Annotated in this window: 22 protein-coding genes; 8 read left to right on the top strand and 14 right to left on the bottom strand. The window is 69.0% G+C overall.

All coding sequences use genetic code 11. The features are described 5' to 3' along the window. A complete protein-coding gene (locus AC1RCS_RS24250; protein ID WP_492246454.1) occupies positions 1-1,833 on the bottom strand; it encodes a DEAD/DEAH box helicase in 1,833 nt (610 codons plus the stop codon). Positions 1,834-2,075: 242 nt separating this feature from the next. On the opposite strand from AC1RCS_RS24250, the gene ettA reads away from it, so the two are divergent. Together ettA and AC1RCS_RS24240 are read left to right on the top strand one after the other, a co-directional pair. After that, positions 2,076-3,737: an energy-dependent translational throttle protein EttA gene (gene ettA / locus AC1RCS_RS24245; protein ID WP_010460919.1), complete on the top strand. Its 1,662-nt coding sequence runs from the start codon at positions 2,076-2,078 to the stop codon at positions 3,735-3,737. A 58-nt stretch (positions 3,738-3,795) separates the two neighbouring features. Beyond that, positions 3,796-6,255, top strand: a complete 2,460-nt coding sequence (locus AC1RCS_RS24240; RefSeq protein ID WP_492246455.1) for a DUF1631 family protein — start codon at positions 3,796-3,798, stop codon at positions 6,253-6,255. Between the two features lie 95 nt (positions 6,256-6,350). Here AC1RCS_RS24240 and AC1RCS_RS24235 read toward each other — a convergent pair whose 3' ends face one another. Then, entirely contained in the window at positions 6,351-7,673 is a 1,323-nt protein-coding gene (locus AC1RCS_RS24235; RefSeq protein WP_218294250.1) for a TAXI family TRAP transporter solute-binding subunit, read from the bottom strand. A 300-nt stretch (positions 7,674-7,973) separates the two neighbouring features. Between AC1RCS_RS24235 and AC1RCS_RS24230 the strand changes: the two genes are divergently transcribed. Next, on the top strand, positions 7,974-8,636 hold the full coding sequence (locus AC1RCS_RS24230; protein WP_492246456.1) for a gamma-glutamylcyclotransferase: 663 nt from the start codon (positions 7,974-7,976) through the stop codon (positions 8,634-8,636). Positions 8,637-8,667: 31 nt separating this feature from the next. On the opposite strand, the gene AC1RCS_RS24225 is transcribed toward AC1RCS_RS24230, so the two are convergent. The 10 genes from AC1RCS_RS24225 to AC1RCS_RS24180 form a co-directional block, all read right to left on the bottom strand. Continuing rightward, positions 8,668-9,171 carry an EF-hand domain-containing protein gene (locus AC1RCS_RS24225; protein ID WP_492246457.1) on the bottom strand — a complete coding sequence of 168 codons (504 nt, stop codon included), beginning with the start codon at positions 9,169-9,171 and terminating at the stop codon, positions 8,668-8,670. 10 nt (positions 9,172-9,181) lie between these two features. Continuing rightward, the gene (locus AC1RCS_RS24220) at positions 9,182-9,979 is read right to left on the bottom strand and encodes a lectin (protein ID WP_492246458.1); all 798 of its coding nucleotides are present in this window, start codon (positions 9,977-9,979) and stop codon (positions 9,182-9,184) included. A 328-nt stretch (positions 9,980-10,307) separates the two neighbouring features. Next, positions 10,308-11,318: a P1 family peptidase gene (locus AC1RCS_RS24215; RefSeq protein ID WP_218338902.1), complete on the bottom strand. Its 1,011-nt coding sequence runs from the start codon at positions 11,316-11,318 to the stop codon at positions 10,308-10,310. Positions 11,319-11,383: 65 nt separating this feature from the next. Beyond that, complete coding sequence (locus tag AC1RCS_RS24210; RefSeq protein WP_218294255.1) at positions 11,384-11,752, bottom strand: copper-binding protein; 369 nt, start codon at positions 11,750-11,752, stop codon at positions 11,384-11,386. Then, positions 11,749-12,327: a DUF411 domain-containing protein gene (locus AC1RCS_RS24205; protein WP_492246459.1), complete on the bottom strand. Its 579-nt coding sequence runs from the start codon at positions 12,325-12,327 to the stop codon at positions 11,749-11,751. The genes AC1RCS_RS24210 and AC1RCS_RS24205 overlap by 4 nt, the downstream gene beginning before the upstream one ends. Before the next feature lie 26 nt (positions 12,328-12,353). Further along, positions 12,354-12,851 carry a cupredoxin domain-containing protein gene (locus AC1RCS_RS24200; protein ID WP_218294257.1) on the bottom strand — a complete coding sequence of 166 codons (498 nt, stop codon included), beginning with the start codon at positions 12,849-12,851 and terminating at the stop codon, positions 12,354-12,356. A gap of 44 nt (positions 12,852-12,895) precedes the next feature. Next, on the bottom strand, positions 12,896-14,278 hold the full coding sequence (locus tag AC1RCS_RS24195) for a multicopper oxidase family protein (RefSeq protein ID WP_492246460.1): 1,383 nt from the start codon (positions 14,276-14,278) through the stop codon (positions 12,896-12,898). Between the two features lies 1 nt (position 14,279). Further along, a complete protein-coding gene (locus tag AC1RCS_RS24190; protein ID WP_492246461.1) occupies positions 14,280-15,740 on the bottom strand; it encodes a TolC family protein in 1,461 nt (486 codons plus the stop codon). 552 nt (positions 15,741-16,292) lie between these two features. Further along, positions 16,293-16,739, bottom strand: a complete 447-nt coding sequence (locus tag AC1RCS_RS24185) for a hypothetical protein (protein ID WP_492246462.1) — start codon at positions 16,737-16,739, stop codon at positions 16,293-16,295. Positions 16,740-16,853: 114 nt separating this feature from the next. Then, the gene (locus AC1RCS_RS24180) at positions 16,854-17,477 is read right to left on the bottom strand and encodes a YitT family protein (protein ID WP_492246463.1); all 624 of its coding nucleotides are present in this window, start codon (positions 17,475-17,477) and stop codon (positions 16,854-16,856) included. Positions 17,478-17,814: 337 nt separating this feature from the next. Here AC1RCS_RS24180 and AC1RCS_RS24175 point away from each other — a divergent pair, with 337 nt between their 5' ends. The 4 genes from AC1RCS_RS24175 to AC1RCS_RS24160 are packed head-to-tail and all read left to right on the top strand — an operon-like array spanning position 17,815 to position 22,505. Then, positions 17,815-18,585, top strand: coding sequence for a DUF3348 family protein (locus tag AC1RCS_RS24175; protein ID WP_218294262.1), 771 nt, complete (start codon positions 17,815-17,817; stop codon positions 18,583-18,585). Then, positions 18,582-21,263 (top strand): DUF802 domain-containing protein, encoded by a 2,682-nt coding sequence (locus AC1RCS_RS24170; protein WP_492246464.1) that lies wholly within the window; start codon positions 18,582-18,584, stop codon positions 21,261-21,263. Before AC1RCS_RS24175 ends, AC1RCS_RS24170 begins: the two co-directional genes overlap by 4 nt. After that, positions 21,260-21,919, top strand: coding sequence for an OmpA family protein (locus AC1RCS_RS24165; RefSeq protein ID WP_218294264.1), 660 nt, complete (start codon positions 21,260-21,262; stop codon positions 21,917-21,919). The genes AC1RCS_RS24170 and AC1RCS_RS24165 overlap by 4 nt, the downstream gene beginning before the upstream one ends. After that, positions 21,912-22,505, top strand: coding sequence for a DUF2894 domain-containing protein (locus AC1RCS_RS24160; RefSeq protein ID WP_492246465.1), 594 nt, complete (start codon positions 21,912-21,914; stop codon positions 22,503-22,505). Before AC1RCS_RS24165 ends, AC1RCS_RS24160 begins: the two co-directional genes overlap by 8 nt. Positions 22,506-22,596: 91 nt before the next feature. Here the strand turns inward: AC1RCS_RS24160 and AC1RCS_RS24155 are convergent, their stop codons facing one another. Further along, positions 22,597-22,872: a hypothetical protein gene (locus AC1RCS_RS24155; protein WP_218294266.1), complete on the bottom strand. Its 276-nt coding sequence runs from the start codon at positions 22,870-22,872 to the stop codon at positions 22,597-22,599. Between the two features lie 127 nt (positions 22,873-22,999). Between AC1RCS_RS24155 and AC1RCS_RS24150 the strand changes: the two genes are divergently transcribed. Beyond that, positions 23,000-23,446 carry a response regulator gene (locus AC1RCS_RS24150; RefSeq protein ID WP_218294267.1) on the top strand — a complete coding sequence of 149 codons (447 nt, stop codon included), beginning with the start codon at positions 23,000-23,002 and terminating at the stop codon, positions 23,444-23,446. A gap of 3 nt (positions 23,447-23,449) precedes the next feature. Here the strand turns inward: AC1RCS_RS24150 and AC1RCS_RS24145 are convergent, their stop codons facing one another. Further along, positions 23,450-24,337, bottom strand: coding sequence for a DUF3703 domain-containing protein (locus tag AC1RCS_RS24145; protein ID WP_492246466.1), 888 nt, complete (start codon positions 24,335-24,337; stop codon positions 23,450-23,452). Positions 24,338-24,339 lie beyond the last annotated feature (2 nt).

Below are 24,339 nucleotides of genomic sequence, written 5' to 3'. Positions count from 1 at the left end.
TCAGCGGTTAAAAGACCCGCGAGAACCGCCTGGCCCACGAGACCCGTTGCCCCGGCCACCAGAACCACCCGTGCCTCCGCCATAGCCGCCACCTCCACCGTTGCCGCCACGATAACCGCCACCACCACGGCGACCGCCGCCGCCCATGCTGTCCACGCTGGTGCGCATCGGATCAGGCTGGCCGCCCGCGCCGCCGCCGGCATGGCCGGAACTGCGGTGGCCCGGGTTGGCGTGGCCCATGTGCGTGCCCAGGTGGGCATTGGCGCGTGGAGGTTGCGAGTCGTCATAGCGGTTGCCGCCTTCGTAGCCGCCGCCACCACCACCGCCGCCGGAGCGGCCGCGTGCAGGGGCCTGGCCACCAGCGCGTGCGCCGCCGCCCTGGCCGCCACCACCGCCGGCACGGGCGCCGCGCGGGCTGTTGCTGCCACCGCCGCCGCCTGCTGCTGCGCCACCACCGGCGCGGCCGCCACGGCCGCCGCCATTGCCACCGCCGGCTGGGCGGGGGCCACGGTCACCGCCGCCGCCGCCGCCGCCAGCACCCTGGCCTGCCTTGTTGGTGCGGATGCGTTCCATCATTTCGCTGCGCGCCGCCTTGGCGGCGGCCTGCATCACTTCGCGGCTCGGGGGCTTGCCGGCGCCACCCCAGATGGTCTGGCGGCCCATGGCGATGGGCTCGGCCTTCTCGCCTGGCTCGGGCCCAAAGCCTTCGATGATCTGCACCGGGATCTGCTGCTTGGTGAAGCGCTCGATGTCCATCATGAAGCCCTCTTCGTCCATGCAGACCAGGCTCACGGCTTCGCCGGTGGCGCCAGCTCGGCCCGTGCGGCCGATGCGGTGCACGTAGTCTTCCGAGACGTTGGGGATTTCATAGTTGACGACGTGGGGCAGGTCGTCGATGTCGATGCCGCGCGCGGCAATGTCGGTGGCCACCAGGGCGCGGATATCACCGCTCTTGAAGCCGGCCAGGGCCTGCGTGCGGGCGCTCTGGCTCTTGTTGCCGTGCAGGGCCATGGCCTGCACGCCGTTCTTGGTCAGGAACTCGGCCACGTTGTTGGCGCCGAACTTGGTGCGCGTGAACACCAGCACCTGGCTCCAGTTGTGCTGCTGGATGATGTGCAGCAGCACCTGCTTCTTCTTGCCGCGGCCCACGGGGTGGATCACTTGCGAGATGCGCTGCACGGTCGTGTTGCGCGGCGTGACCTGGATGCTCTGCGGGTTCTTGAGCAGCGTGCCCGCCAGCTCGCGGATCTCGTCGCTGAACGTGGCGGAGAACAGCAGGCTCTGCTTGTCCTTGGGCACCAGGGCCAGCACTTTCTTCACGTCGTGGATGAAGCCCATGTCCAGCATGCGGTCGGCTTCATCAAGCACTAGGACCTGCACGGTCGACAGGTCCAGGAAACCCTGCTGCTGCAGGTCCAGCAGGCGGCCCGGGGTGGCCACCAGGATGTCCACGCCGCGCTTGATGCGGTCGATCTGCGGGTTCATGCCCACGCCGCCGAAGACCACGGTGGAGTTGATGTCGAGGTACTTGCCGTATTCGCGCACGGACTCTTCCACCTGGGCGGCGAGTTCGCGGGTGGGGGTCAGCACCAGGGCGCGGATGCCCTTGCCGCCGAACTTGTTCTTGGGTGCGGCGCTTTGCGAGAGGCGGTGCAGCATGGGCAGGGTGAACGCGGCGGTCTTGCCGGTGCCAGTCTGCGCGCCGGCCAGAAGGTCGTGGCCTTCCAGAACGGCGGGGATGGCCTGGGCCTGGATGGGCGTGGGGGTTTCATAGCCCGTTTCGTGCACGGCCTTCAGGATGGCAGGAGCCAGGTTCAGTTCGTCAAATGTCATGTCGTTGATTGCGCCCGTCCGGGGCGCTGGGTATCAACCTGTCGTGCAACCGGGGGGTTGCCGAGCCAGTCTCAGGCTGATGAGGTTCAGGATTGGGAGCCCGGAAGCGTTGCTTCTTTCGTCCCCAGCAGTGTGCTGATGTGACGGGCAACTGGAGCCCGCTACGGTGGGTATTGTCGCATGGCCCGATAATCTCGGTTTGCACGCAGAATTTCTGCTCACTTTTGCAGGTTTGACATTCAATGGCCCAATACGTTTTCTCCATGAACCGCGTCGGCAAGATCGTGCCGCCCAAGCGGCAGATCTTGAAAGACATCTCCCTGAGCTTCTTCCCAGGCGCCAAGATCGGCGTGCTGGGAACTAACGGTTCGGGCAAGTCCACCCTCCTGAAAATCATGGCGGGCCTGGACAAGGAAATCGAGGGCGAAGCCATTCCGATGGCGGGCCTGAACATCGGCTACCTGCCCCAGGAGCCCCAGCTGGATCCCACGCAAACCGTGCGGGAGAGCGTGGAAGCGGGCATGGGCAAGCTATTTGCCGCCAAGGCCCGCCTGGAGGAGGTCTACACCGCCTACGGCGCCGAAGACGCCGACTTTGATGCGCTGGCCGCCGAACAGGCCGAGCTGGAGGCCATCATCGCCACCGCCGGCACCGACTCCGAGCACCAGCTTGAAATTGCCGCCGACGCGCTGCGCCTGCCCCCGTGGGATGCCAACATCGGCGTGCTTTCTGGTGGTGAGAAGCGCCGCGTGGCCCTGTGCCGCCTGCTGCTCTCCAAGCCCGACATGCTGCTGCTCGACGAACCCACCAACCACTTGGACGCGGAATCCGTGGACTGGCTGGAGCAGTTCCTGCAGCGCTACTCCGGCACCGTGGTGGCCATCACCCATGATCGCTACTTCCTGGACAACGCGGCCGAGTGGATCCTGGAACTGGACCGTGGCTCCGGCATTCCCTACAAGGGCAATTACTCCGACTGGCTCACGCAAAAGGGCGCACGCCTGGAAGCCGAGCAAAAGGGCGAAGAAGCCCGTGCCAAGGCCCTGAAGAAGGAACTGGAATGGTCGCGCCAGAACCCCAAGGCCCGCCAGGCCAAGAGCAAGGCCCGCCTGGCCCGCTTCGAGGAATTGAGCGACTACGAATACCAGAAGCGCAACGAAACGAACGAAATCTTCATTCCCGTGGCCGACCGCCTAGGCAGCCAGGTGATCGAGTTCAAGAACGTCACCAAGTCCTTTGGCGACCGGGTGCTGATCGACAACCTGAGCTTCAACATTCCCGCGGGCGCCATCGTCGGCATCATCGGCCCCAATGGCGCAGGTAAATCCACGCTGTTCAAGCTGATTGCCGGCAAGGAAAAGCCGGATTCGGGCGAAGTCGTCATTGGCTCCACCGTCAAGATGGCCTTCGTGGACCAGCACCGCGATGACCTGTCCAACGACAAGACGGTGTGGGAAGACGTGTCCGGCGGACTTGACATTCTCAATGTCGGCAAGTTCCAGATGGCGAGCCGCGCCTACTGTGGCCGGTTCAACTTCAATGGCGGCGACCAGCAAAAGAAGGTCGGCATGCTTTCCGGCGGCGAACGCGGCCGCCTGCACCTGGCCAAGACGCTGATTGCTGGCGGCAACGTGCTGATGCTCGATGAGCCGTCCAACGATCTGGACGTGGAAACTTTGCGGGCTCTGGAAGATGCGCTGCTGGAATTCGCCGGCACGATGTTGGTAATCAGCCACGATCGCTGGTTCCTGGACCGGATCGCCACGCACATCCTGGCCGCCGAAGGTGACAGCCAGTGGACGTTCTTTGACGGCAATTACCAGGAATACGAGGCGGACAAGAAGAAACGCCTGGGTGAAGAGGGTGCAAAGCCCAAGCGGATGCGTTTCAAAGCCCTCAAATAAGGCGTCAGGTCAAGTAGCATTGCATCTGGAAACTTGTCGTCCGATTCCTTCCCCCACCATGTCCCAGACTGCGTCTCGCTCGAGAACCGTTTTCCGTGCCTGTGTCGTCAACGCCGTGCGCGGGGGCGAGGCGCTGATGCAGCAACTGGTCAAGGTCACGCAGGCGGCCTTGACGGAGGAAGAGTCGGCCAACCGCAACATCCAGCAGCGCAACCTGGTCAGCGACAGCCTGCGGCTGCTGAACCAGCATGAGGCTGCGCTGGTCAAGGGCTACCCCATGGCCTTGCTGGAGATCTTCGCCGAAGGGCCGGGCATCGCCAAAGGCCGCAGTTCGGCGGAAGACACGGGCATGGACTTCGGCGAACTCTCGCTCATGGATGAGAGCGAGATGCAGGCGCAGGTGGAACTCTCCAAGGCGCAGCAGTCGGCACTGCACGCCACCGACGCGGTGCTGGCTGAACTCAATACCCTGGTCAGTTCGGCGCAAGGCCTGCGCAGCGTGCAGCCCGAGCGCAACCCCTTGCGCCCTGAAAGCTACATCCGCGCCCTCCAGCAGGTCGTGGGCGACACCGGTGTCTCGCCCGAGGTGCGCCAGCTGTGGATGCAGCACATGCGCGATCTGCTGGGCAAGCTCCTGGTCGATGAGTACAAGAAAACCGCTGCGAGCCTGAGAGAGCACGGTGTGCAGCCGGTCGGCTATGCGGTGCTGGGCACGCCTTCCGGAAACTCGGGGCGCGGCGGAGGATACGGCGGCCCTGGCATGAACACCGGCATGGGGACGGGCTATGGCGGGGGGTATTCCGGCTACGGAAACTCCATGGCAGCACCGATGGGAGACTATGGCACCACCGGCTATGGCCGGGGAATCGGCCCGTCGACCGGCTGGAGCGGCGATTCCATGCAGTCGCCCATGGCGCCCGCCGCGGAAGAGGCCCTGTTGACCGTGGGCATCCTGCGCCAGATGCTGGCGGGTGGCGACCCCTTCGATCCGCGTGCGTACGGGGCGGGGATGCCCTCGCAGCCGGTGGCGCTGCAGCCTGCGTGGGTGGCGGCGCCTCAAGTGGGGGGCGCCGTGGCCGGAGCACAGGCGATGCCCCATGGCGGTGGCTATTTCCCTGCGGGTGCCGCGGCGGAGGCCATCGAGGACATGGCCCAGCTTGAACGCCTGGTGGGCCGCCTTGCAAGTGGCAGCCAGTCGGCTTCGCTGTCGGCCCCGCTGTCGGGATGGCGGGGCCCCGGGGTGGCGCCGGTGGTCTATGCGGCCATGCCGATGGAGGCCGCCACGCAGTCCACGGCCATGGCCATCGAAGTGGTCGGCCGCATGATGGAGAACATTGCGCAAGACTCCCGCCTGCTGCCGCAGGTCCAGCAGGCCGTGAAGAGTCTGGAGCCTGCGCTCAAGCAACTGGTGCGGCACGATGGGCGGTTCTTCTCCGACGGAACCCATCCCGCCCGGCGCCTGCTCGACGAGCTGACGCAGCGCAGCCTCGCTTTCACCGCGGAATCCACGCCCGGGTTCAGCCGCTTCATGCGCCTGCTCAATGGGGCGGTGGAGCACCTCACCACCAACGAAATCAAGGATGCGGGGCCCTTCGACACGGTGCTCAAGGCCCTGCAATCCGCCTGGGAGGCGCAGGAGCAGAAGATCAAGGCCCACCAGGAGGCGCAGCAGAAAGCCCTGTTGCATGCCGAACAGCGCGAAATGCTGGCCGAGAAGATTGCGGCGGACATCCGCAAGCTGCCGGATCTGGAGAATGTCCCTGCCGACGTGCTCGATTTTGCGGCAGGTCCCTGGGCCGATGTGATCGCGCTGGCGCAGGTATTGAAGGCGGACGACAGCCGGGATGAAGATCCTGGTGGCTATCTGGCGCTGGTTCCAGTGCTGCTGTGGAGTTCGCAGCCAGACCTGACGCGCAAGGAGCCTGACCGCCTGAATGAGGCGATTCCCGGGTTGCTGGCCAAGCTGCGCAAAGGTCTCAAGACCGTCAACTACCCTGCCGTCCAGACCAGCGCCTTCTTGCAGCGGCTGGTGGGCCTGCACCAGTCTGCCTTTGAAAAGCCTGCGCCCGCCCCCGTGGCGGCAGCGCCTCAGGCAGAGCCAGAGCCGGAGGCCGATGCTCCGCCGCCGGCGCCGCAGCCTGCCGAAGCCGCATCCTCCGCCCCGGCACCGGAGGACAGCGCACAGGCGCCTGTCGAGGCAGCCCCCGATCCCTATGCCGATTTCGTGATCGGTGCCTGGGTCGAACTCATCACCAATGGCCGGCTGGTGCGCACCCAGCTCACCTGGGCCAGTCCGCATGGCACGCTGTTCCTGTTCACGGCGCCCGATGCGAGCACGCAGTCCATGACGCGGCGCATGCGCGACAAGCTGGCCGCGGAGGGTTCGTTGCGCGTCGTGCCAACCCTGCCGGCCACCACCCGTGCCCTGGATGCCGTCGCCGCAGGAGCGGCCCGCAAGGGTTCGGGCGGATCCGGGTCGACGTCGGGCTCCAGGTCTTCCTCTTCCAAGACGCGCTAGAAACCAACCGGCCCCGGTTCCGGCGGCATTCCAGGCACTGGCCCAGCGGCTGCGCCGGGGCTCCTTTCCCCGCCACACGGGTCAAGTCCCGGGGGTCATGCGCGCAGCAGCTTCTTGCGCACCAGGTGAATATGGTTGCGCAGCGCGTACAGCTCGTCGGCGTAGGACAGCGGCACGCTCACCTTTTCGGCCTGTGCCTCCAGCGTGTTCAGGGCCTTGAGGAGTTCGGCCGAATCCGCCTTGCCCGCTTCCATGTCGTTCTCGATCTCGCGAAGCCGGCCATACCAGCGGAACACGCGTGAACGCACCCGGAACTGGTACAGCGGCGGCACGATGCGCGACAGTGGCAGCATGATCGCCAGCAGGATGCCCAGCACGAGCCACATGCGCTCAATCAGATTGGCCATCCAGAACGGCAGGTAGCGCTGCAGCATGGGGACGGGCTCGTTCATGGCACGGTCGCCTTCCTTGGCGATGGGCAGCTCGCTGCTGCGCGAGTTGGGGAACTCCCGTGCGCGGTTGAACCAGCCCGAGCCGCCGTGCAGCTTCTGCGCGTTCTGTGCGAACAGGGTCAGCAAAGCGGGGTGCGTGCCCTCGCGCGCCAGCAGCGAGGTGGTGGAGGCGACCAGGCGCACGTCCCGTGTGGGCACATTGGCGGCCAGGTCCACCACGCCACGTGGCAGGGTCACCGGCGTCAGGAACGGAAAGCGCCTCGCATAGGCCTCATGCTGGGCGAAGTCGAGCAGTTGCACGCCTGGCGTCTGCAGCAGCATCTGCACCATCAGCGATTCAGGGGCGGAGGCAAAAACCAGCGCATCGAGCTTGCCCGCCAGAAAATCCATGGTGGCAGGTGTCTGCTCCAGCCGCGACATCTTCACCGCGCCAGGCTCCACCTTGTTCGCGTCGAGCAGGCGTTCCATCAGCTTGGGCACGCCACTGCCTTCGGACCCCACATTCACACGCCAGCCGCGCAGCTGGCGCAGGCTGTCGAGCCTGGGTACGTTGTAGGCACGCTCGGCGGATTCCGTCCGGTAGAACAGCCACACGGGCTCTACAAACAGGCTGCCCAGCGATACCAGCGCGTCCGCATCATCGGGCTGCAGTTCGGCCGTGCCGCCCTGCACGAATGCCACGTCGGCCTTCCCCTCGCGCAGCAGCTGGAGGTTGTGCGAGGACCCGTCGCTGGGCAGCAGCACGACCTCGATGCCGTCCACCGCCAGCGCTTTCTGGTAACGCTTGCCAAACTCTTCATACGCACTCTGACCGGGGCCGGTGGCCAGCGTCACCGTCTTGGGCGGGTTGGGGTTGAGCCACCAGTACGCCACCATCAGCAGCCCCACCGCCAGAAAGGCAAGCGGGCCGGCCGACACGATCAGGTCGCGCAGGGAAAGCAGGGTGTTGCGAAAGGCCTGGGACATGTGATCGGTGTGGGGTGCAAAGGGTGGACGGCGGGGGCTGCGAGAAGGGAGCGGGTACGGGTATCACGCCGGAGGCGGTTGAATCAGGGCGGATGGCCGGCCGCGGTGCTGGCGATGCTCCCTGCGGGGCAGGGGCACGCTGATTATCCGTGCATGCGCGGCCGCGCCAGGGGAGCAAACGTATCCGTTGGTGCGGTATGTGCCAGGCCTCGCCCCTGCGGCCCCGTGCGCAGGACGGGGGCAGCATGGCAAACTGTCTGCTGCTTCATCTTCCGTGCCCACCCTGGCGCCGTCGCTCCCATGACGATCCTGACCCGCGAGAACCTCGGCAACGGCAGCTTTCGCAGCCACCTGGCCATGCCGGAACATGCCTCATGGACGGATGCACGGCTCGATCAGTCCTTTGCAGAGACCTGGGCCCAGCGCCCCGGCGGCCCTGTCTGGGTCTTCGGGTATGGCTCGCTCATCTGGAACCCGCTCATGGTCTTCGAAGAACAGCGCACGGCCACGCTGCGGGGCTGGCACCGCAGCTTCTGCCTGCGCTCCATCTCGGGGCGGGGCAGTCCCGGGCAGCCTGGCCGCGTGCTCTCCCTGCTGTCCGGCGGCGAGGTCCAGGGGGTGGCGCTGAGGCTTGCCGCACCCACGGCCCGCGACGAAGTCCGCCTGCTGTGGACGCGCGAGATGACGGGCGGCAGCTATGTGCCGCGGTGGTTGCCGGTGCAGCTGGCCGGGGGCGGTAAGGTCCATGCCATTACTTTCGTGGCCAACACCGAGCACCCACAGCACGAGCAGGACGCGTCAGCCTCCACCGTGGCACGGCTGGTCGCCCGCGCCCGTGGCGTGTTTGGCCCCAATATTGACTACGTGCTGGCGCTTGATCGTGCGCTGCGGGAGCACGGGCTGCATGATCCCTACATCGAGGCGATCATGGCCAGGATGCGGGAAGCGTCCGAGGCGCCGTAGCCCAGGCCGCATCCCGGGGCTCCCACGGCATCTACGGCTTGCTGCTGCGCCGCTGGCGCTCGTAGGCCACGCATTCCTGCAGCGACAGCTCGTCATTCTGGTCCGTGTCCGCGGCTTCGAAGTAGGCCATGCGGGTTTCCACAACCTCCTTGAACGAAAGCCTGCCGTCACCGTCCTTGTCGGTGGCCGCCAGCCGCTTCAACCGGCCCTTGCCCATGCGGGGCACGTTCGCCAGGCCGGAGAGCGAGACATAGCCGTCCGCGTCAGGGCCCAGGCTGTGCCAGCTGCGCACGATGTCCTGGTGAAACTCATCCAGCGAGACGCTGCCATCGTGGTTGAGATCGGCGGAGGAGCAGATGGCCTGGAGCCGGTTGGCGAGGGGCTTGGGTGCGGGTTTCTGGCCGGCAGCGGCAGGCCTGGGCGGCGTGGCGGGCGAGGACACGGGGGTGTCGGCTGCGTGGCCCGCTGCCACCAGCGCCAGCGTGCAGGCGGCAGCGCCAAGAAGGCGAAGGGCGGGATTCGTCATCGTCGTCATCTCGGGCTCCTTACCACCACCAGCGCTGGCTGGGGCTGCGGTTGCATGGCCACACCATGGTGGGCGCTCCCTGGCGGACCCGGCCGTCTTCCACGTCCAGGCACTTGCCATTGAGCTGGCTCACGATCTGCCCACCCCGTGTGGACCAGCTCTGGCTGCGGGAGCCGGAGCACGACCACAGCACCACGCGCGCACCGTCGCGTGGATCGCCACGGTCCACATCCACGCACAGGTCACGCACGCGGATTTCGCCGCTCCGGCCCACGCTGAAGCGCTGGGATGCCGTGCCGTTGCAGTCATACACCTGCAGCGGGGTGCCAGGCCGGATGTTGCCCTTGGTCACGTCCAGGCACAGGCGGCCGTCCACACGGATCTCCCCGCCACGGCCACCGTAGTCGGGATAGTCCGGGTACTCGGGCCTCCGGTCGTCGTCATGCCGGTTGTGGTTGGCCAGCAGGGCAATGCCTGCGATGGCGGCGACGGCAGCCACGGCCGCGCCGGCATTGGAGCCGCTCTGGCTGTTGCCGGACGCGTAGGCCCGGGTGACCTTGAAGCGGCCGCCGCAGCCGCCGTTGGTCCACAGCTCGCGGCGGGTCAGGTCATAGCCCCAGGTTCTGTTGAAGCGGCAGGCGCCTTGCGTCTGTTCGCTCAGGTCCACCTGGGTGGTGTCGTCCGGCAGGCGGTAGGAGGCATAGCCTCCGTTCGACTGCAGGTCCACGAACTGGTCCTGGGCCATCGTGGCCTGGGCGTTCACCAGGAGAGGCAGGCACAGCAGCCAGGCGCGCCGTAGACGGGTCGGGTCTTTCATGGGTTCTCCTCGTTGCAATCGGAACTGTGGTGCTCGAAGCCCGCCGCGCGGCCGGGCCGCACTGCACGGCTGCCGGAAGCCCGGCGCATGGGGGCCGTCCGGCGTATGCATCATAGGGGCTTCCGGGGGGCTGCCGTGTCGGCTGTTCCAGCCGCCGTGCCTGGAATCCTCTGGCGAGGGGCGCCGTTGCGCCGGGCCGGCGGGGGGCAATGCGCACGCCTTCTTCGGCGCTGGCCTGCCGTGCGGTGGCCCGCGCGGGAAGCCCCAGCGGCAGTGCCTGCATCGGCGTCAACCGGGCAGGCGTGGCCGGCCAGGGATCAGGGAAGCGTCATCCCAGGTCGCCCGCCCAGGGCAGGTGCAGTCCCTCCGCCGTGGTGATCGCGCGTGCTGCCCGTGCCGCCCGCGCCGTGGCGATGGCCGTGGCTTCCGCGGCCATGGTGGCCAGGACCATCATGCCCAGGCTCTTGTTGGCGCGGCCGGTGCCCAGGCTGAAGATCGTGTCGCCATCCGACATGGTGTGCACGGGGTTGATGCTGCGGGCCAGTCCGTCATGGGCGGCAACGGCCAGGCGATGGGCCTGGACCTTGGTGATGGCGGCGTCGGTGGCGACCACGCCGATGGTGGTGTTGGTGCCCGCCAGCAGCGGCTGTGGCGGGTCGCCGCGCAGCAGGGCGCGGCGGGTGTCGCGCAGGCGCAGGCCGTCGTCGGTGCGGGCGCCGGCGATCACCTGGGCGGTGTCCGGGTCCACCACGTCGCCCAGCGCATTGCAGGCAATGAGGGCCCCCACGGTCACGCCATCGACCGTGACCGAGGCGGTGCCGATGCCGCCCTTCATGGCGCGCTGGATGCCGAAGATCTTGCCCAGGGCCGCGCCGGTGCCAGCGCCCACATTGCCTTCCGCGGGGTCTGCGGTGGAGGCCGCATCGCACGCCGCATACCCCGCCGCGGCATCCGGGCGGATGCGCATGTCTCCCACCAGCAGATCGAACAGCACGGCGGCGGGCACGATGGGCAGGCGGCCCACCGCCACGTCGAAGCCGATGCCGCGCTCTTCGAGCCAGCGCACGGCGCCGGTGGCGGCATCCAGCCCCCAGGCACTGCCCCCGGCCAGCATGATGGCGTGCACCTTGTCCACCAGATTCGACGGGTCGAGCAGATCCGTCTCGCGCGTGCCGGGCGCGGCGCCGCGCACGTCCACGCCTGCCACCGCGCCCTCGCGGGTGATGATGACGGTGCAGCCCGTGGGGCGACGGGTTTCTGTGAAGTGGCCGACTTCGATGCCGGCCACGCGGGTGATGCTGCCGGCGCTGCCGGCCAGGACGTGGGGGGATGAACTCATGGCTTTGATTATGTGCCCGGGCACCGCGCTGTCCTTGCGCGGTGTCAGGGCTCCGGGCGATCCTGTCAGGGCGCTTTTTCGAGGCGCGTGACGTGGTAGGCCCCGCCCACCTGTTCGGCCCTGAAACGCACCTTGTCGCCGGGTTTCAGGTCGCCCACCACGCTGGCGTCCTGCACGCGAAAGACCATGGTCATGGGTGGCATGTCCAGGTTTTTGATCTCTCCGTGGCGAAGGGTGACGCGCAGCGTGCGCGCGTCCCAGCGGGTGATCTCGCCTTCGCTGAGCGCATCCTGGCCACCGGCGTGCGCGGACGCTGCTTGGGCGGGGGCGGCCGCAGGCACCTGGGCCACGGCGTGCTGCGCCGCTGCAGCCAGCGCGAGCGCGGCCAGGACCGGAAGGAGGGTGGAAGCGGTGATGGCTTGCAAGGATTTCATGGGGTGCCTTTCGCTGTGGTGGCGTGGTAGCTGTTGAAGACGCGGGTGGTGCCGTCGCGGGCGACCAGCAGCACGTCGTAAGGGTCGCGGCGGTTGCCATAGGCGGCGCCATCCATGCCGGGCGAGCCGATGGGCATGCCCGGCACGGCCAGCCCCAGGGCCGGGGGCTTTTGCCGCAGCAAAGTGCGGACATCGCTGGCGGGAACGTGCCCCTCGATGAGGTAGCCGCCCACCAGCGCGGTGTGGCACGAGCCCAGCTTTGGCGGCAGGCCGAGGCGGGCGCGCACGGCGTTGTTGCCGGTCTCGTGCACCGTCAGCTTGAAGCCGCTGGCTTGCATGTGGTCCACCCAGTCCTTGCAGCAGCCGCAGCTGGGGTCTTTCCACACTTCCACCGGGGTGGCGGTGCCCGTAGCGGCCCGGGCCAGCCCCGGCAGCGTGGCGGTTGCCAGCGCGGTACCCAGCAGGGGCAGCGTGGTGGCCAGCCATTGGCGGCGGCTGGACTGGCCTGCGGATGTTGTCGTGCCCGTGGCTTGGGGCAGGGCGGCGCCGTGCGCGGCCGTGGTGTATCGGTTCATGGGTTCTCCTGGGGTGCGGGGCGGTATCACGGCTTGCGGGGCAGCACGGTGATGGTGCCGGTCATGCCCGCCTGGTAGTGGCCCGCGATGAGGCAGGCAAAGTCGAACTGGCCCGCGCGGTTGAACTGCCACACGATGTCGCCTTTCTTGCCCGCGCCCACATGGGCCATGTAGGGCTCGTCGTGCTCCATGCCGGGGTGTTTGGCCATCATCTCGGCGTGGGCGTCCAGGTCGGCCTTGGTGCCGATCACGACCTCGTGCAGCACCTGGCCCTTGTTCTCGGCGCGCAGCCGCACGGTTTCACCCTCGCGCACTTCGATGTGGCTGGGGGTAAAGCGCATGTCGTCCGTCATGCGCAGGGTGATGGTGCGGGCCACGGCCTGGGTGTCGCCCGCGATGCCCCATGCCTTCTGTTCCTTCACCGCCGCTGCGCGGGCACCGGGGTGCGGCATGTTTTCATGGGAAAAACTGCTGGTTGCAGATGCCAGTAAAGCGATGGCTGCTATGGATTTGATAGTATTCATGATGGATGATTCCTTTTCAATGGGGATGGTGCTGGCCGTGGATGTCAGTGCCGATGTCCGCTGGCCGCGGGCTTGCGCGCGGAGGCTGCGCCGGTTGCTGTGCCTGGCGTGTCGCTGCGGGGCGGGTGCGGGGTGCTGGCCGCGAGGCCCTTCCATTCCTGGGCCTGGGTGCCGGGCGGCTGCTGGTAGTCGCCCGGGTCCCGGTAGTCGCCCGCCGCCTGGCCGGCGCGCACCTTGAAGGTGGTGAACATGCCGCCCATCTCCAGCGGGCCATAGGGGCCGGTGCCGGTCATCATGGGGAAGGTGTTGTCGGGCAGGGGCATTTCCATCGCACCCATGTCGGCCATGCCGCGCTCGCCCATCACCATGTAGTCGGGCACGATCTTCTGGATCTTGCCGACAAGGCCCTCGTGCTGAACGCCGATCATGGTGGGCACGTCGTGCCCCATGGCACCCATGGTGTGGTGGCTCTTGTGGCAGTGCAATGCCCAGTCGCCGGGCTCGTCGGCGATGAGTTCGATCTGGCGCATCTGGCCCACGGCCACGTCGGTGGTCACCTCGGGCCAGCGCGCGCTTTTGGGCACGGGGCCGCCGTCGGTGCCGGTCACCTCGAACTCGTGGCCGTGGAGGTGGATGGGGTGGTTGGTCATGGTGAGGTTGCCCACGCGGATGCGCACGCGCTCGCCCTGGCGCGCCACCAGCGGGCTGATGGCGGGGAACACCCGGCTGTTCCAGCACCAGATGTTGTGGTCCAGCATGGTGTTGACCTTGGGCGTGCGGCTGCCAGGCTCCACGTCGAACGCGTTGAGCAGGAAGGCGTAGTCGCGCTGCACGGGGGCGATGTGCGGGTGCGCCGCCTTCGGGTGCGTGATCCACAGACCCATCATGCCCATGGCCATCTGCACCATTTCGTCCGCATGCGGGTGGTACATGAAGGTGCCCGGGCGGCGTGCCGTGAATTCGTAGACAAAGGTCTTGCCCGGCTGGATGGCGTTCTGGTTGAGCCCGCCCACGCCGTCCATGCCGTTGGGCAGGCGCTGGCCGTGCCAGTGGATGGTGGTGTGCTCGGGCAGCCGGTTGGTGACGAAGATGCGCACGCGGTCGCCCTCCACCACCTCGATGGTGGGGCCGGGGCTCTGCCCGTTGTAGCCCCACATGTTGACGACGAAGCCCGGCGCGACCTCGCGCACCACGGGTTCGGCCACCAGGTGGAACTCCTTGACGCCCGCGTTCATGCGCCAGGGGGTGGTCCAGCCGTTGAGGGTGACCACGGGGTTGTAGGGGCGGCCCGTGGGCGGGTGCAGCGGCGCGGACGTATCGGCGCTGCCTTGCATGGCGGGCTCGGGCAAGGCGGCCAGGGCCACGCGGCTGACGGAAACAGCGGCCACGGCCGTGGCGGCGCCGGAGAAGAAATGGCGTCTTTGCATGTCAGTGGCCTTGTGGGGATGAGGAGGGGGCAGCGCTGGCTGCCAGGTCTTGCAGCGCGCCCGGCGACGTGCCGGTGAGGGTGAGCTGCAGGTCGGTCTCGGCCAGCCAGAAATCGCGCTGGGCTTCGATGGCGTTGGCCACCGACTGCGTGCTGGCGCGCGCCTCGGCCAGCAATTCCCAAACGCTGGCGAGCATGCCGTTGTAGCGCAGGGTGGTCTCCTGGGTGATGAGCTGGCGCAGGGGCACCACCTCGTCGCGCTGCTGGCGCGCCAGGTCGAGCGCGGTGCGGTAGGTGAGCCACGCGGCGCGCACTTCGCCACGGGCGCGCACGGCGGTCTCCTGCAGCTGGGCAGCGCTTTGCTCCACCTGGGCCTGGGCCCGGGTGCGGGCGGCACCGCCCCAGTCGAACAGGGGAAGGGGCGCATCGATCTCCCAGCCGCGCGTGATCTCGCGGTGGCCGGAGCCGCGCTCGGCGGCGGTGTTGCGGCTGTAGGCCAGGCCCACGTCGCCAAACACGGCCCCCGCGCGGCTCCAGCCCTGGCGGACCGCCTGGGTGTCGAGCTGGCGGCGTGCGGCCTGCACATCCAGCCGCTCGCGCAATGCGATGGATTCGATGCCGTCCGCGGGCAAGGCGCCGTCTGGAAGGGGTGGAAGCGCGTCCGCCAGGCGGTACTGCGCCTGCAGTCCCCACAGGCCCATGCGGCGGTTGAGCTGTTCGCGCTCGGTGGCGGCGGCAAGCCGGGCGCGGGAACGCAGGCGGATGGCCTCTTGCAGCACCGCCTGTTCACGGGCGTGCTGCAGGCGGCTCCAGTTGCCTACGCGCGCCATGCGGCGGGCCAGTTCGGCCCCGGCTTCTGCGGCTTGCACCATGCGGTCGTGCGTGGCGCTGACCTGTTCGGCAGCCACGGCGCGCAGCCAGGCGCGCCGTGTGTCGGCGGCCAGCGCCACCACCTCCTGCGCGGCTTGCAGCGTGGCGATCTGCATGCGCTCTTCCTGGCGCTGGCTGCGCCATGGCAGGGTGATGAGATCCAGCAGGCTGAAGGCCAGGGTGCGCTCGATTTCACGCTCCTGGCTGTTGGTGAAGCGCCCCAGGGCCAGGTGTGGGTTGGGCAGCGTGATGGCCTGCACGCGTTCGGCATCCGCCACGCCCAGGGCAGCCAGCCGCGCCTGCAGGCCGGGGTTGTTGAGCAAGGCGATGCGCACGGCGGCATCCTGCGTGAGGGGCTGGGCCAGCCACCCCTGCAAGGACTGCTCCGCCTTGGCCCGGGCTGCCGCGTCGTTGGCGGGCAGGGCCGCGGCCTGCGTGCTGCCCGTTCGGCCCGCGGTGAGCGCGGCCACGTCGCCCCGCAGGCCGTCGGGCGAGACGCTGGCGCAGCCCGCGAGCACGGCCGCAGCGGCCAGCACGGACAGGCGTGCGGGACGGCGGCGTGCCGTTGAAGAAAGGAACTGCGGCGCGCTCATGGCCGGCTCCCGGGCGCGTGGTGGTGGCCATGCGGGGAGGGTTGCGGGGTTGCGGAACCGCCCTGGCTTCCGTGGAGGCCGTGGGAGTCGCCGCGTCTGGCGCGGGGCCCCTGTGGCGTCGGGGCGCTGGGGGTGGGAGGCTGGGCGCCCTGCCGGGCCTCCCAGGCCAGGATGTCGGCATGGCCGCGGGGGAAGGCGGCCACCGCCCTGTGCGCATCACGCCATGCATGGGGTGCGGGCGCCTCCTGCGCCAGCGCAGGCTGGGGCCCGGTGGCGCGGTGGACCAGCGCCGCCGTGGGCGCATCGGGGTCCGCCGCAGGGAAGGGCAGGGATCCCGTGCCCGGGGATGCGGTGCCGTTGGCGAGTGAAAGTGCCGGTGCGAGCAGCACCAGGCAGGCTGCTCGCCGGAGCGGCGGTAAAGACAGGAAAAGTGAAATGGGGGCGCGCATGGCGATCTCCAGACAACAGACGAACAGGGCATGGCGCTGCCGCCCCGCCACCCGATGGCGGGTGGCTGTGGGGCTCGGGCAGACGCACTTCGGGCGTCAGAGGTCAGGCGATGGGTGGCTTGATGGCCAGTGCCGCGGGAGCACTGTCAAACTGCGCGGAGGCGACGGGCAGCATGGCGCCCGTGGGGGGGTGATCCGGTGCTCGCGCCATGGGCGCATCCAGCATCGCGGAATGGCAGATCTCGCACGCCGAGCAGGCGGCAGAGTGGTGCTCGTGCGCCGCGCAGCCGGCACTGGTGCCGTCGCACCCGGCGGAGGCAGCGGCCAGCATGGCATGGCCAGGGGCGTGGGCAGGGTCCTGTCCGTCCCCGCCCTCTCCGGCAGGCAGGCCCTGGTGGTGCTCCTGCCCCGCCGTGCCGATGGAGTCGCCGCCAGCGGCATGGTGATGGGAATGTTCCTGCGGGTGCGACGTGCCCGCGGGGAGCAGCGGCGGCAAGACGCCCGCGGCCATGGCCGTGCCGGTGAGGCCCCGGAGGACCAGCACCAACATCAACACGAAATAGAGGCCGCGACGCATCCACCAATGATACGGCGGCGGGCCCCAAGGTTCCCGGCGCCTTTCCATATTGTCATCTGGCGGCCATCGCCGGGCCGCCCAGGCCGCTCATACCGCCATGTAGCGCCCCGGGCGGTGGTTCATGGCCAGCACCAGGTTCAGCGCCACGGCCCCGGCGATGGACCAGGCGACGCGAAGGGGTTCCACCGTCCACAGCGCCAGCAGCACGATGCCGCAATCCACGGCCATCTGGATCTTGCCCGCGCGCCAGCCGTAGCGTTCCTGCAGGTAGAGCGCGGCGATCCCCACGCCGCCCAGGCTGCACCGGTGGCGAAACAGCACCAGGAACCCCGTGCCCGTGATAAGCCCCCCCGCGATGGCCGCATACGGCGGCTGCAGCTGCGCAAACTGCAGGAACTGCGCCTGCAGTTCGGTCAGCAGCGACAGCAGCAGCACGGCGGCAAAGGTCTTGACCGTGAACGCACGCCCCAGCTTGCGCAGGGCCAGCCAGTAGAAGGGCAGGTTGAGGATGAAGAAAATCTTGCCGAAACCGATGCCCGTGGCGTAGTGCAACAGGAAGGCAAGGCCTGCCGTGCCCCCGGTGAGCAATCCCGCATTGGTGAAAAACGCCACGCCCACGGAGATCAGCAGCACCCCCGTGAAGATGGCCACCGCGTCTTCCGTGAGCGTGTGGGGCGCTGCGGCGGCAGCGGGCGTGGGGGTGGAGGGCATGGGAGGAACAGCGGGAGAACTCGGCATGGTGCGCAGCGACGGGCCGTGGGGGGAGGGACAACCGCCGGATTGGACCATGCAATCCCCGTGCCCGGCTTGAGCGGCGTCAAGGCTTGCGCGCGCGGGGAAGGAGGTGGGGAGGCGCTCCCGCCGGCACGGGCCCCTGGCCAGGTTTTTGCCTTGGACCAGATGTAACACCTGCAACCTCGGGCCCGGCGCGGCAGGGCGGCCCGCGGTTCCTGCGAAAATAGCTGGTTTTGCCCACTGGGGACCGGTTCCCTGATGCCCCCGCCCTCCGGGAGGGCGGCAAGAAGCGCAGTGAAATGGTTTTCCAGGGATGTATCCGCACCACAGACTCAGCAGCTCAGGACTGGTTGTCCTGCTCCAGCAATGGATGCAGGCCGATGCGGGTGCGGCCGCGCGCGCCGACGTGGCGCAGGAGCTGGGCCAATGGCTGAGCACGGTGGACGCCGTCACGCTGAGCCGTTCGCTGCATGCCATCGACGCCTTCCCGCAGGGGGAGGTTGCGGGGGCGGACGGGGCGGACCTGCAGGCACTGCAAGCGCTGTTTCAGCGCACCCAGGCAGAGCTGACGGCGCTGGCGTCGTCCAAGCCCGCGCCCGCCAAGCCGGCCCGCGAGCGCGCCGACAACACGCGCGCCCAGGCGCCGGACCCGCAGGCCGAGGCCGAGTACGGCTTTCATGCGCCGCGCTACCTGGGCCTGCAAAAGCAGATGGATGCGAAGTTGCTGGGCTTGCGCGCGCAGGTGCGCCACGGGGTGTCGCAAGGCTCCCGGGGCCTCAGGCAACTGGCGGCACTCGATGCCGTGATGGAACAACTGAGCTTTGTGCGCGAACAGCGCCTGTGGGCATCCCTGTCCGCGCACCTGGACCGGCGCCTGGTGCAATTGCGCCGCGCCCACCAGGAGCGGCTTTCGGCCCAGGGGCTGCCGGATGACCCGCAGCGCTGGCGCCTGCCCGGCGGGTGGCTGCACGCGTTCGAGCGCGACATGCAGGCGCTGCTTCTGGCCGAGATGCATGTGCGGCTGCAACCGATCCTGGGCCTGCTGGAAGCAGCCCGCAACGAGAACTTGGAACGACACGAATGAACAAGAGTGTGATGGCCGCCGTATTTGCCCTGGGCCTGGCGGCAGTGGGATGGGTCGGTTGGGGATTCGTGGGGTCGAGCCCGCTGGCACTGGCGATGACGGTGGTGATCGGCGCGGTCTATGTGCTGGGTGCGCTGGAGCTGGTGCAGTTTCGCCGCGGCACCGTGGCATTGACCACGGCGCTGGCGGATGGCGCGCAGCAGCCCCTGGTGGACCTGGGCTCCTGGCTCGACCGCCTGCCCGCCGCGCTGCGCCACCCGGTGCGCCAGCGCATCGAGGGGGAGCGTGCCGTGCTCCCGGGGCCGGCCCTCACGCCGTATCTGGTGGGACTGCTGGTCATGCTGGGCATGCTCGGGACCTTCCTCGGGATGGTGGTCACCTTCAAGGGCGCGGTGTTTGCCCTGGAGACCTCGGGCAGCCTGGAGGGCATCCGCGCCGCCCTGGCCGAGCCCATCAAGGGCCTGGGCCTGTCGTTCGGCACCTCGGTGGCGGGCGTGGCGGCCTCGGCCATGCTGGGGCTCATGTCCGCGATCGCCCGTCGTGAGCGGCTGGTGGCCGTGCGGCAGCTCGATGCGCACATTCCCACCGTGTTCCGCCCGTTCTCGGCGAGCCATCGCCGCGAGGAGACCTTCCAGGCGCTGCAGGCCCAGGCACAGGCCATGCCGCTGATCGCCGAGCGCCTTCAGGGCCTGGTGGAAGGGCTGGAACGCCGCCACGACAAGCTGGCCGCGCAATTGCTGGCGCAGCAGAAGGATTTCCATGGTGAGGCGTCGTCGGCCTACACCCAGCTGGCGGGCGCCGTGGGCGCATCGCTGCACGACAGCCTGGGCGCCAGCGCCCGCGTGGCCGGCGAAACGCTGCGGCCCGTGGTCGAGCAGGCCATGGCCGAACTGGCGCAGGAATCGCAACGCGCGCACCAGCGGCTGACCGAAGCCACGGTGGCCCAGATGCAGGCGCTGTCGGCCCAGTGGGAGGGCACGGCCCGCCAGGTCTCGGACACCTGGACATCGGCCCTGGACAAGCACACGCAAGTGCAGGACCGCCTGATGGGCGGGTTCGATGGGGCGCTGCAGTCGGTGACCCAGTCGTTCGAGCAACGCTCCGCGGCGCTGCACGCGGCGCTGCAGGACACGGCGGCGCAGTCGCACGCCGCCCAGAAGGCGGCCGACGAACAGCGCCTGGCGGGGTGGACCCGGTCGATGGAGGGCATGGGCCAGACGCTGGCGGCGCAGTGGGAGCGGGCGGGCACACGCGCCGTGGAGCAGCAGCAGGGCATGCGCGACGCGCTGGAGGGCGCCACGGCGCGCCTGGACCAGTCCCTGCTGGCGGCCACCCAGGCTTTCGAGCAGCGCTCCACGGCCCTGGTCGCGTCGCTGCAGGACACGGTGGCGCACACCCACGCGGCCCAGGCAGCGGCCGACGAGCAGCGCATCGCCGGCTGGCGCGCATCGATGGAAGACACAGCCCGCTCACTCGCCGCCCAATGGGAGCGCGCGGGCGAGCAGGCCGCAGCCCAGCAGCAGGGCGTGGCGCAGGCGCTCGCAGGTGCTGCCGCGCAGCTGGGCGAGTCGCTGCAATCGGCCACGCAGTCGTTCGACCAGCGCTCCAGCGCGCTGCTGTCGTCGTTGCAGGACACGGTGGCGCAGTCCCACACCGCACAGATGTCGGCCGACCAGGCGCGCCTGGCCGGCTGGAACGCGTCCATGGAGGGTGTTGCGCAGTCGCTGACGGCCGAATGGCAACGCGTGAGCACCCAGACGCTGGAGCGCCAGCAGGCCGTGTGCGATGCCCTCGAGACCGCGGTGACCGGGCTCACCGGCCGCATGGGCGAGCAGGTGGCCAAGACCCTGGACGGCACCGCGCGACTGATGGACCAGTCCGAAGCCTTGCTGCGCACCCGCACCGACGCGGAGGCCCAGTGGCTGCAGGCGCAGGGCGACCGCATGGATGCGCTGGCAGGCGTGTGGCGCACCGAGCTGGCGGCGCTGCGCGATGCCGAGGCTGAGCGCGGGCGTGCGGCGGTCGACCGCCTGGAGGCCTTGCAGGAGGCCGTGGCCCAGCACCTGGCCACGCTGGGGTCGGCGCTGGAAGCACCGCTCACGCGCCTGCTGCAGACGGCGTCCGACGTGCCGCAGGCGGCTGCGGAGGTCATCGCCCAGCTGCGCCATGAGATGACGCAGCTGAGCGAGCGCGACAACGTGGCGCTGGCCGAGCGCACGGCCATGATGGAGCAGCTGGGTACGCTGCTCCAGTCCGTCAACGAGGCCGCTGTAGAGCAGCGCGGTGCCATCGAATCCCTGGTGGGCACGGCCGCTTCGGTGCTGGAGCAGGCGGCATCGCAGTTTGCACAGGCGCTGGACAGCCAGGTCGGCAAGGCGGACGAAGCGGCCACCCACGTGGCCGCCAGCGCGGTGGAGCTGTCGAGCCTGGGCGAGGCCTTTGGCCACGGCGTGGGGCTGTTCACCGCCAGCAACGAAAAGCTCATGGACAGCCTGCAGCGCATCGAAGGCGCCCTCGGCCAGTCCCTGTCGCGCAGTGACGAGCAACTGGCCTACTACGTGGCGCAGGCACGCGAAGTGATCGACCTGAGCATCGCGTCGCAGCAGGGCATTGTGGAAGACCTGCGCCGGCTCAAGGGCAGGGCGGTGGCCGCTGCCGAACCAGAGGTGGCCGGATGATGGGCCTGGACGACGCCCTCGACGAGGGGACCGAGCAGACCGCGCCGGTATGGGCCGTGTTCGGCGATCTCATGGCCGGCTTGCTGGGCGCCTTCGTGCTGATCCTGGTGGGCGTGCTGGTGGTGCAGATCGATCTGGTGGCCAGCCTCAGGCAGGAGGTGGAAAAGCGCCAGCAGGAAGAGCAGCGCCGCATGGCCCTGGAGAAGGCGCTGGCCATCCCCTTGGCCAGCGGCCGTGTGACGGTGAATGACGGCCGCATCGGGATCAGCGGCAGCGTGCTGTTCGCCACGGGCTCCGACGAGTTGCGGCCCGAAGGCCGCCAGCTTCTCAGAAGCCTCGTGCAGCCCCTGCAGGTGTACCTGCGCGAACGCGACGAGATGCTGATGGTGAGCGGGTTCACCGACAACACCACACTGCTGCGCGGCAGCCAGCAGCGCTTTGCCGACAACCTCGAGCTGTCCGCCCAGCGGGCGCTGACGGTCGCGCGGGCGCTGATCGACGAAGGCATGCCGTCGTCGCAGGTGTTCGCCGCAGCGTTCGGCGCGGAGCAGCCGGTGGCCTCCAACGCGGATGAAAAAGGCCGCGCGCAGAACCGCCGCGTGGAAATGGCTCCCGTGCCCAAGGCATCGGGTGCAAAGCCTGCGCGGCATGAGTGAACCCACGCTCGAATCCCTGCGCGCCGAGGGTGCGGACCGCCACGACCCCGTGCGCTACCGCTACCTGGAGGTGCTGGCCGCGCGCCTGCCCGCACAGCCCCCCGCGGTGCAGCAGATACTGGAACAGCGGCTGCGGCGGGCCGTTGGGGCCTATGCGGACGGAGCCCGCGCGGCCGGCGGGCCGGCCCCCGGCGCGGTCGAGCCACCGGCGGCATCACCCCTGGCCCGGCTCAACCGCGACCTGGACGCACGGGCGCAGGCCGATGCGGAACGGGTGCGCATCGAAGGCGGTGCCAGCGCGTCGGACATGAAGAGCGTGCGCCAGTTCAGCGAGGTGTGGTCCCGCATTGCCGCAGAGCAGCAGGTGGTGCAGGCGCTGGACCGTGGACCGGAGAACGCGGGGCCGCTCAACCCGCACAAGCTCATGCTGCGGTCGCTCAGCCTGATGCGGGGCCTCTCGCCCGACTACCTGCGGCGCTTCCTGTCTCAGATGGACTCGCTCCTGTGGCTGGAACAGGCGAATGCAGCACGCCCGAGAAACCTGGGCCCCGCAGCCCGCGGGGGGCGAAGCCGGCCCAGGGCATAAGAAGTCCCTGTCGAATCCGGCGGGCCCTGTCCAGGGAGGGCCTGGCGCCGCACCGGCCGCCCCAGGGTTGCCTGGCCTGCGCCCATGCCCCTCACTGGGGCTTGGCCGCGATGTGGCGTTGCAGCAGCGCGTTGGACTGGTCGAGTGCCTCGGCGGTGTCGCTCAATTGCTGCTCGAGCTGATCCGTGCGCTCCACCGCCGCCTGCAGGTCGCCTTGCAGGGCGTCGGTGGGAATTTGTGTCGTGAGCACCGCGTGCACGACATCGAGCTCGTTGGCCGTGGCCTTGATCTGCTCGGCCGTTTCCAGGTTGCGGTTCAGTACCTCATCGATCTCGGAGGGCTGGGGCTGCTTCGTTGCGCTGGGCATAGGTAAGTCTCGCTGAGTATGAAGAATCAACTTCTGCCATCGGGGACGCGGCGCCATCGCCTACAGGCCGGGAGGTCGGATCAGGCGACATTGTAGGCAGCATCACAACAGAAAACGCAGCTCCCAGATGCCCCTCAACACCATCCTTGTCGAAGACAGCAAAACCATCCAGGAAACTCTGGTGCCCGCGCTGGAGGAACTGGCGGACGCGCGCGTCCTCGCCATCGCCGAAACCGCCAGCGACGCCACGGAGGCCGTCGCGCACTGGCGGGAAGACTGGCAGCTCATGGTGGTGGACCTGTTCCTGCGCGAAGGCTCCGGGATCGAGGTGCTGCAGGCCCTGCAGCGCGGGGACCGGCTGCGCGCAACGCCTGGCGCGCGGCAGGGCAGGCCCGGACAGCATGTCTACGTGTTGTCCAACTATGCGACGGCGGACATGCGCCGCCGGTGCGAGGAGTTGGGCGCCGATGGGGTATTCGACAAGTCCACCGAGCTGGACGCCTTTTTCGAGCGTTGCAGCGAGCTGCCGCGCCGCGCAGGCACCGGCAGTTCCGCCGCAGCGGATCGCCGGTAGCCCTCAGCTACCGGGGGCCGGGCCGGGATCGCTGACTGTGCCATCCTCCAGCGCCCGTTCGATGAGCGCAGCCACTGCGGGGTCCGGTGCCATGGGCCGGAAGGCGCTGACGTGCGCGCGTCCGATGTTCCCGGCGGGCAGGCGGGCCAGCAGGTGGCCCAGTGGTACCAGCGCGAGCCGCGCCATCTGGCCGGCGGCCTCGTGCGAATCCCGCAGCTGCAGCGCGTAGCGCAGCATCGCCCAGTGCGATCTCCAGTGCAGGGGCAGGGAAGGCTGGCCCAGCACATGCGCTGCCTCCAGCCACCGCCAGCGCACCGCCGGGGGGGCCTCCGGCTGGCCCGCAAAACCGGCGAGCAGATGCTCGAACGCTCGGCGTTTGTGTTGCGCACAGGAGGGCGCTGCATGTTCTGCCGCCCGCAGCCCCGCGTGCTGTTCCGCCAGCTCGCGCCAGCGGCGCTGGCGATGCCGGTAGAACACCTGGGCGAATGCCGTGCTCACCGGCGTCATCAGCCAGGGCAGGTGGCGGGCCACGACCTTCACGTCGTCGGTATACAGGGTCGTGCCGTCCGGCAGGGGCTCGAGCGTGATGCGGTGGTCCCAGCGGCGCATGAGCAGGCCGTCGCCGTTGTCGCGCAGCGTGGGCCAGCCGCCTGCCTGCGGTGGCGGCTCGATGGAAATGCGCACGGTCTGGGGGCCCATGGGCAGCACGCCCAGCAGCCGCATGTCCAGCGCGAACTCGCCCTGTTCCCAGTGCGCGGGCCATCGCGCGCCTTGCACGGGCCGGAACCGCATGAGGGGCGCGGTGATGTGGCGAAAGACGGCGGTGCTTTGCAGCTGCGTGGCCACCCACTCGGGCGGCGCGTTCAAGCGGGTGGACAGGTGCACGCGCATGG

This window comes from Acidovorax sp. GW823-FHT01C06 (genome assembly GCF_058798375.1).
Note: the sequence above shows the minus strand (reverse complement) of the source record. Positions and strands in the feature narration are given on the sequence as shown.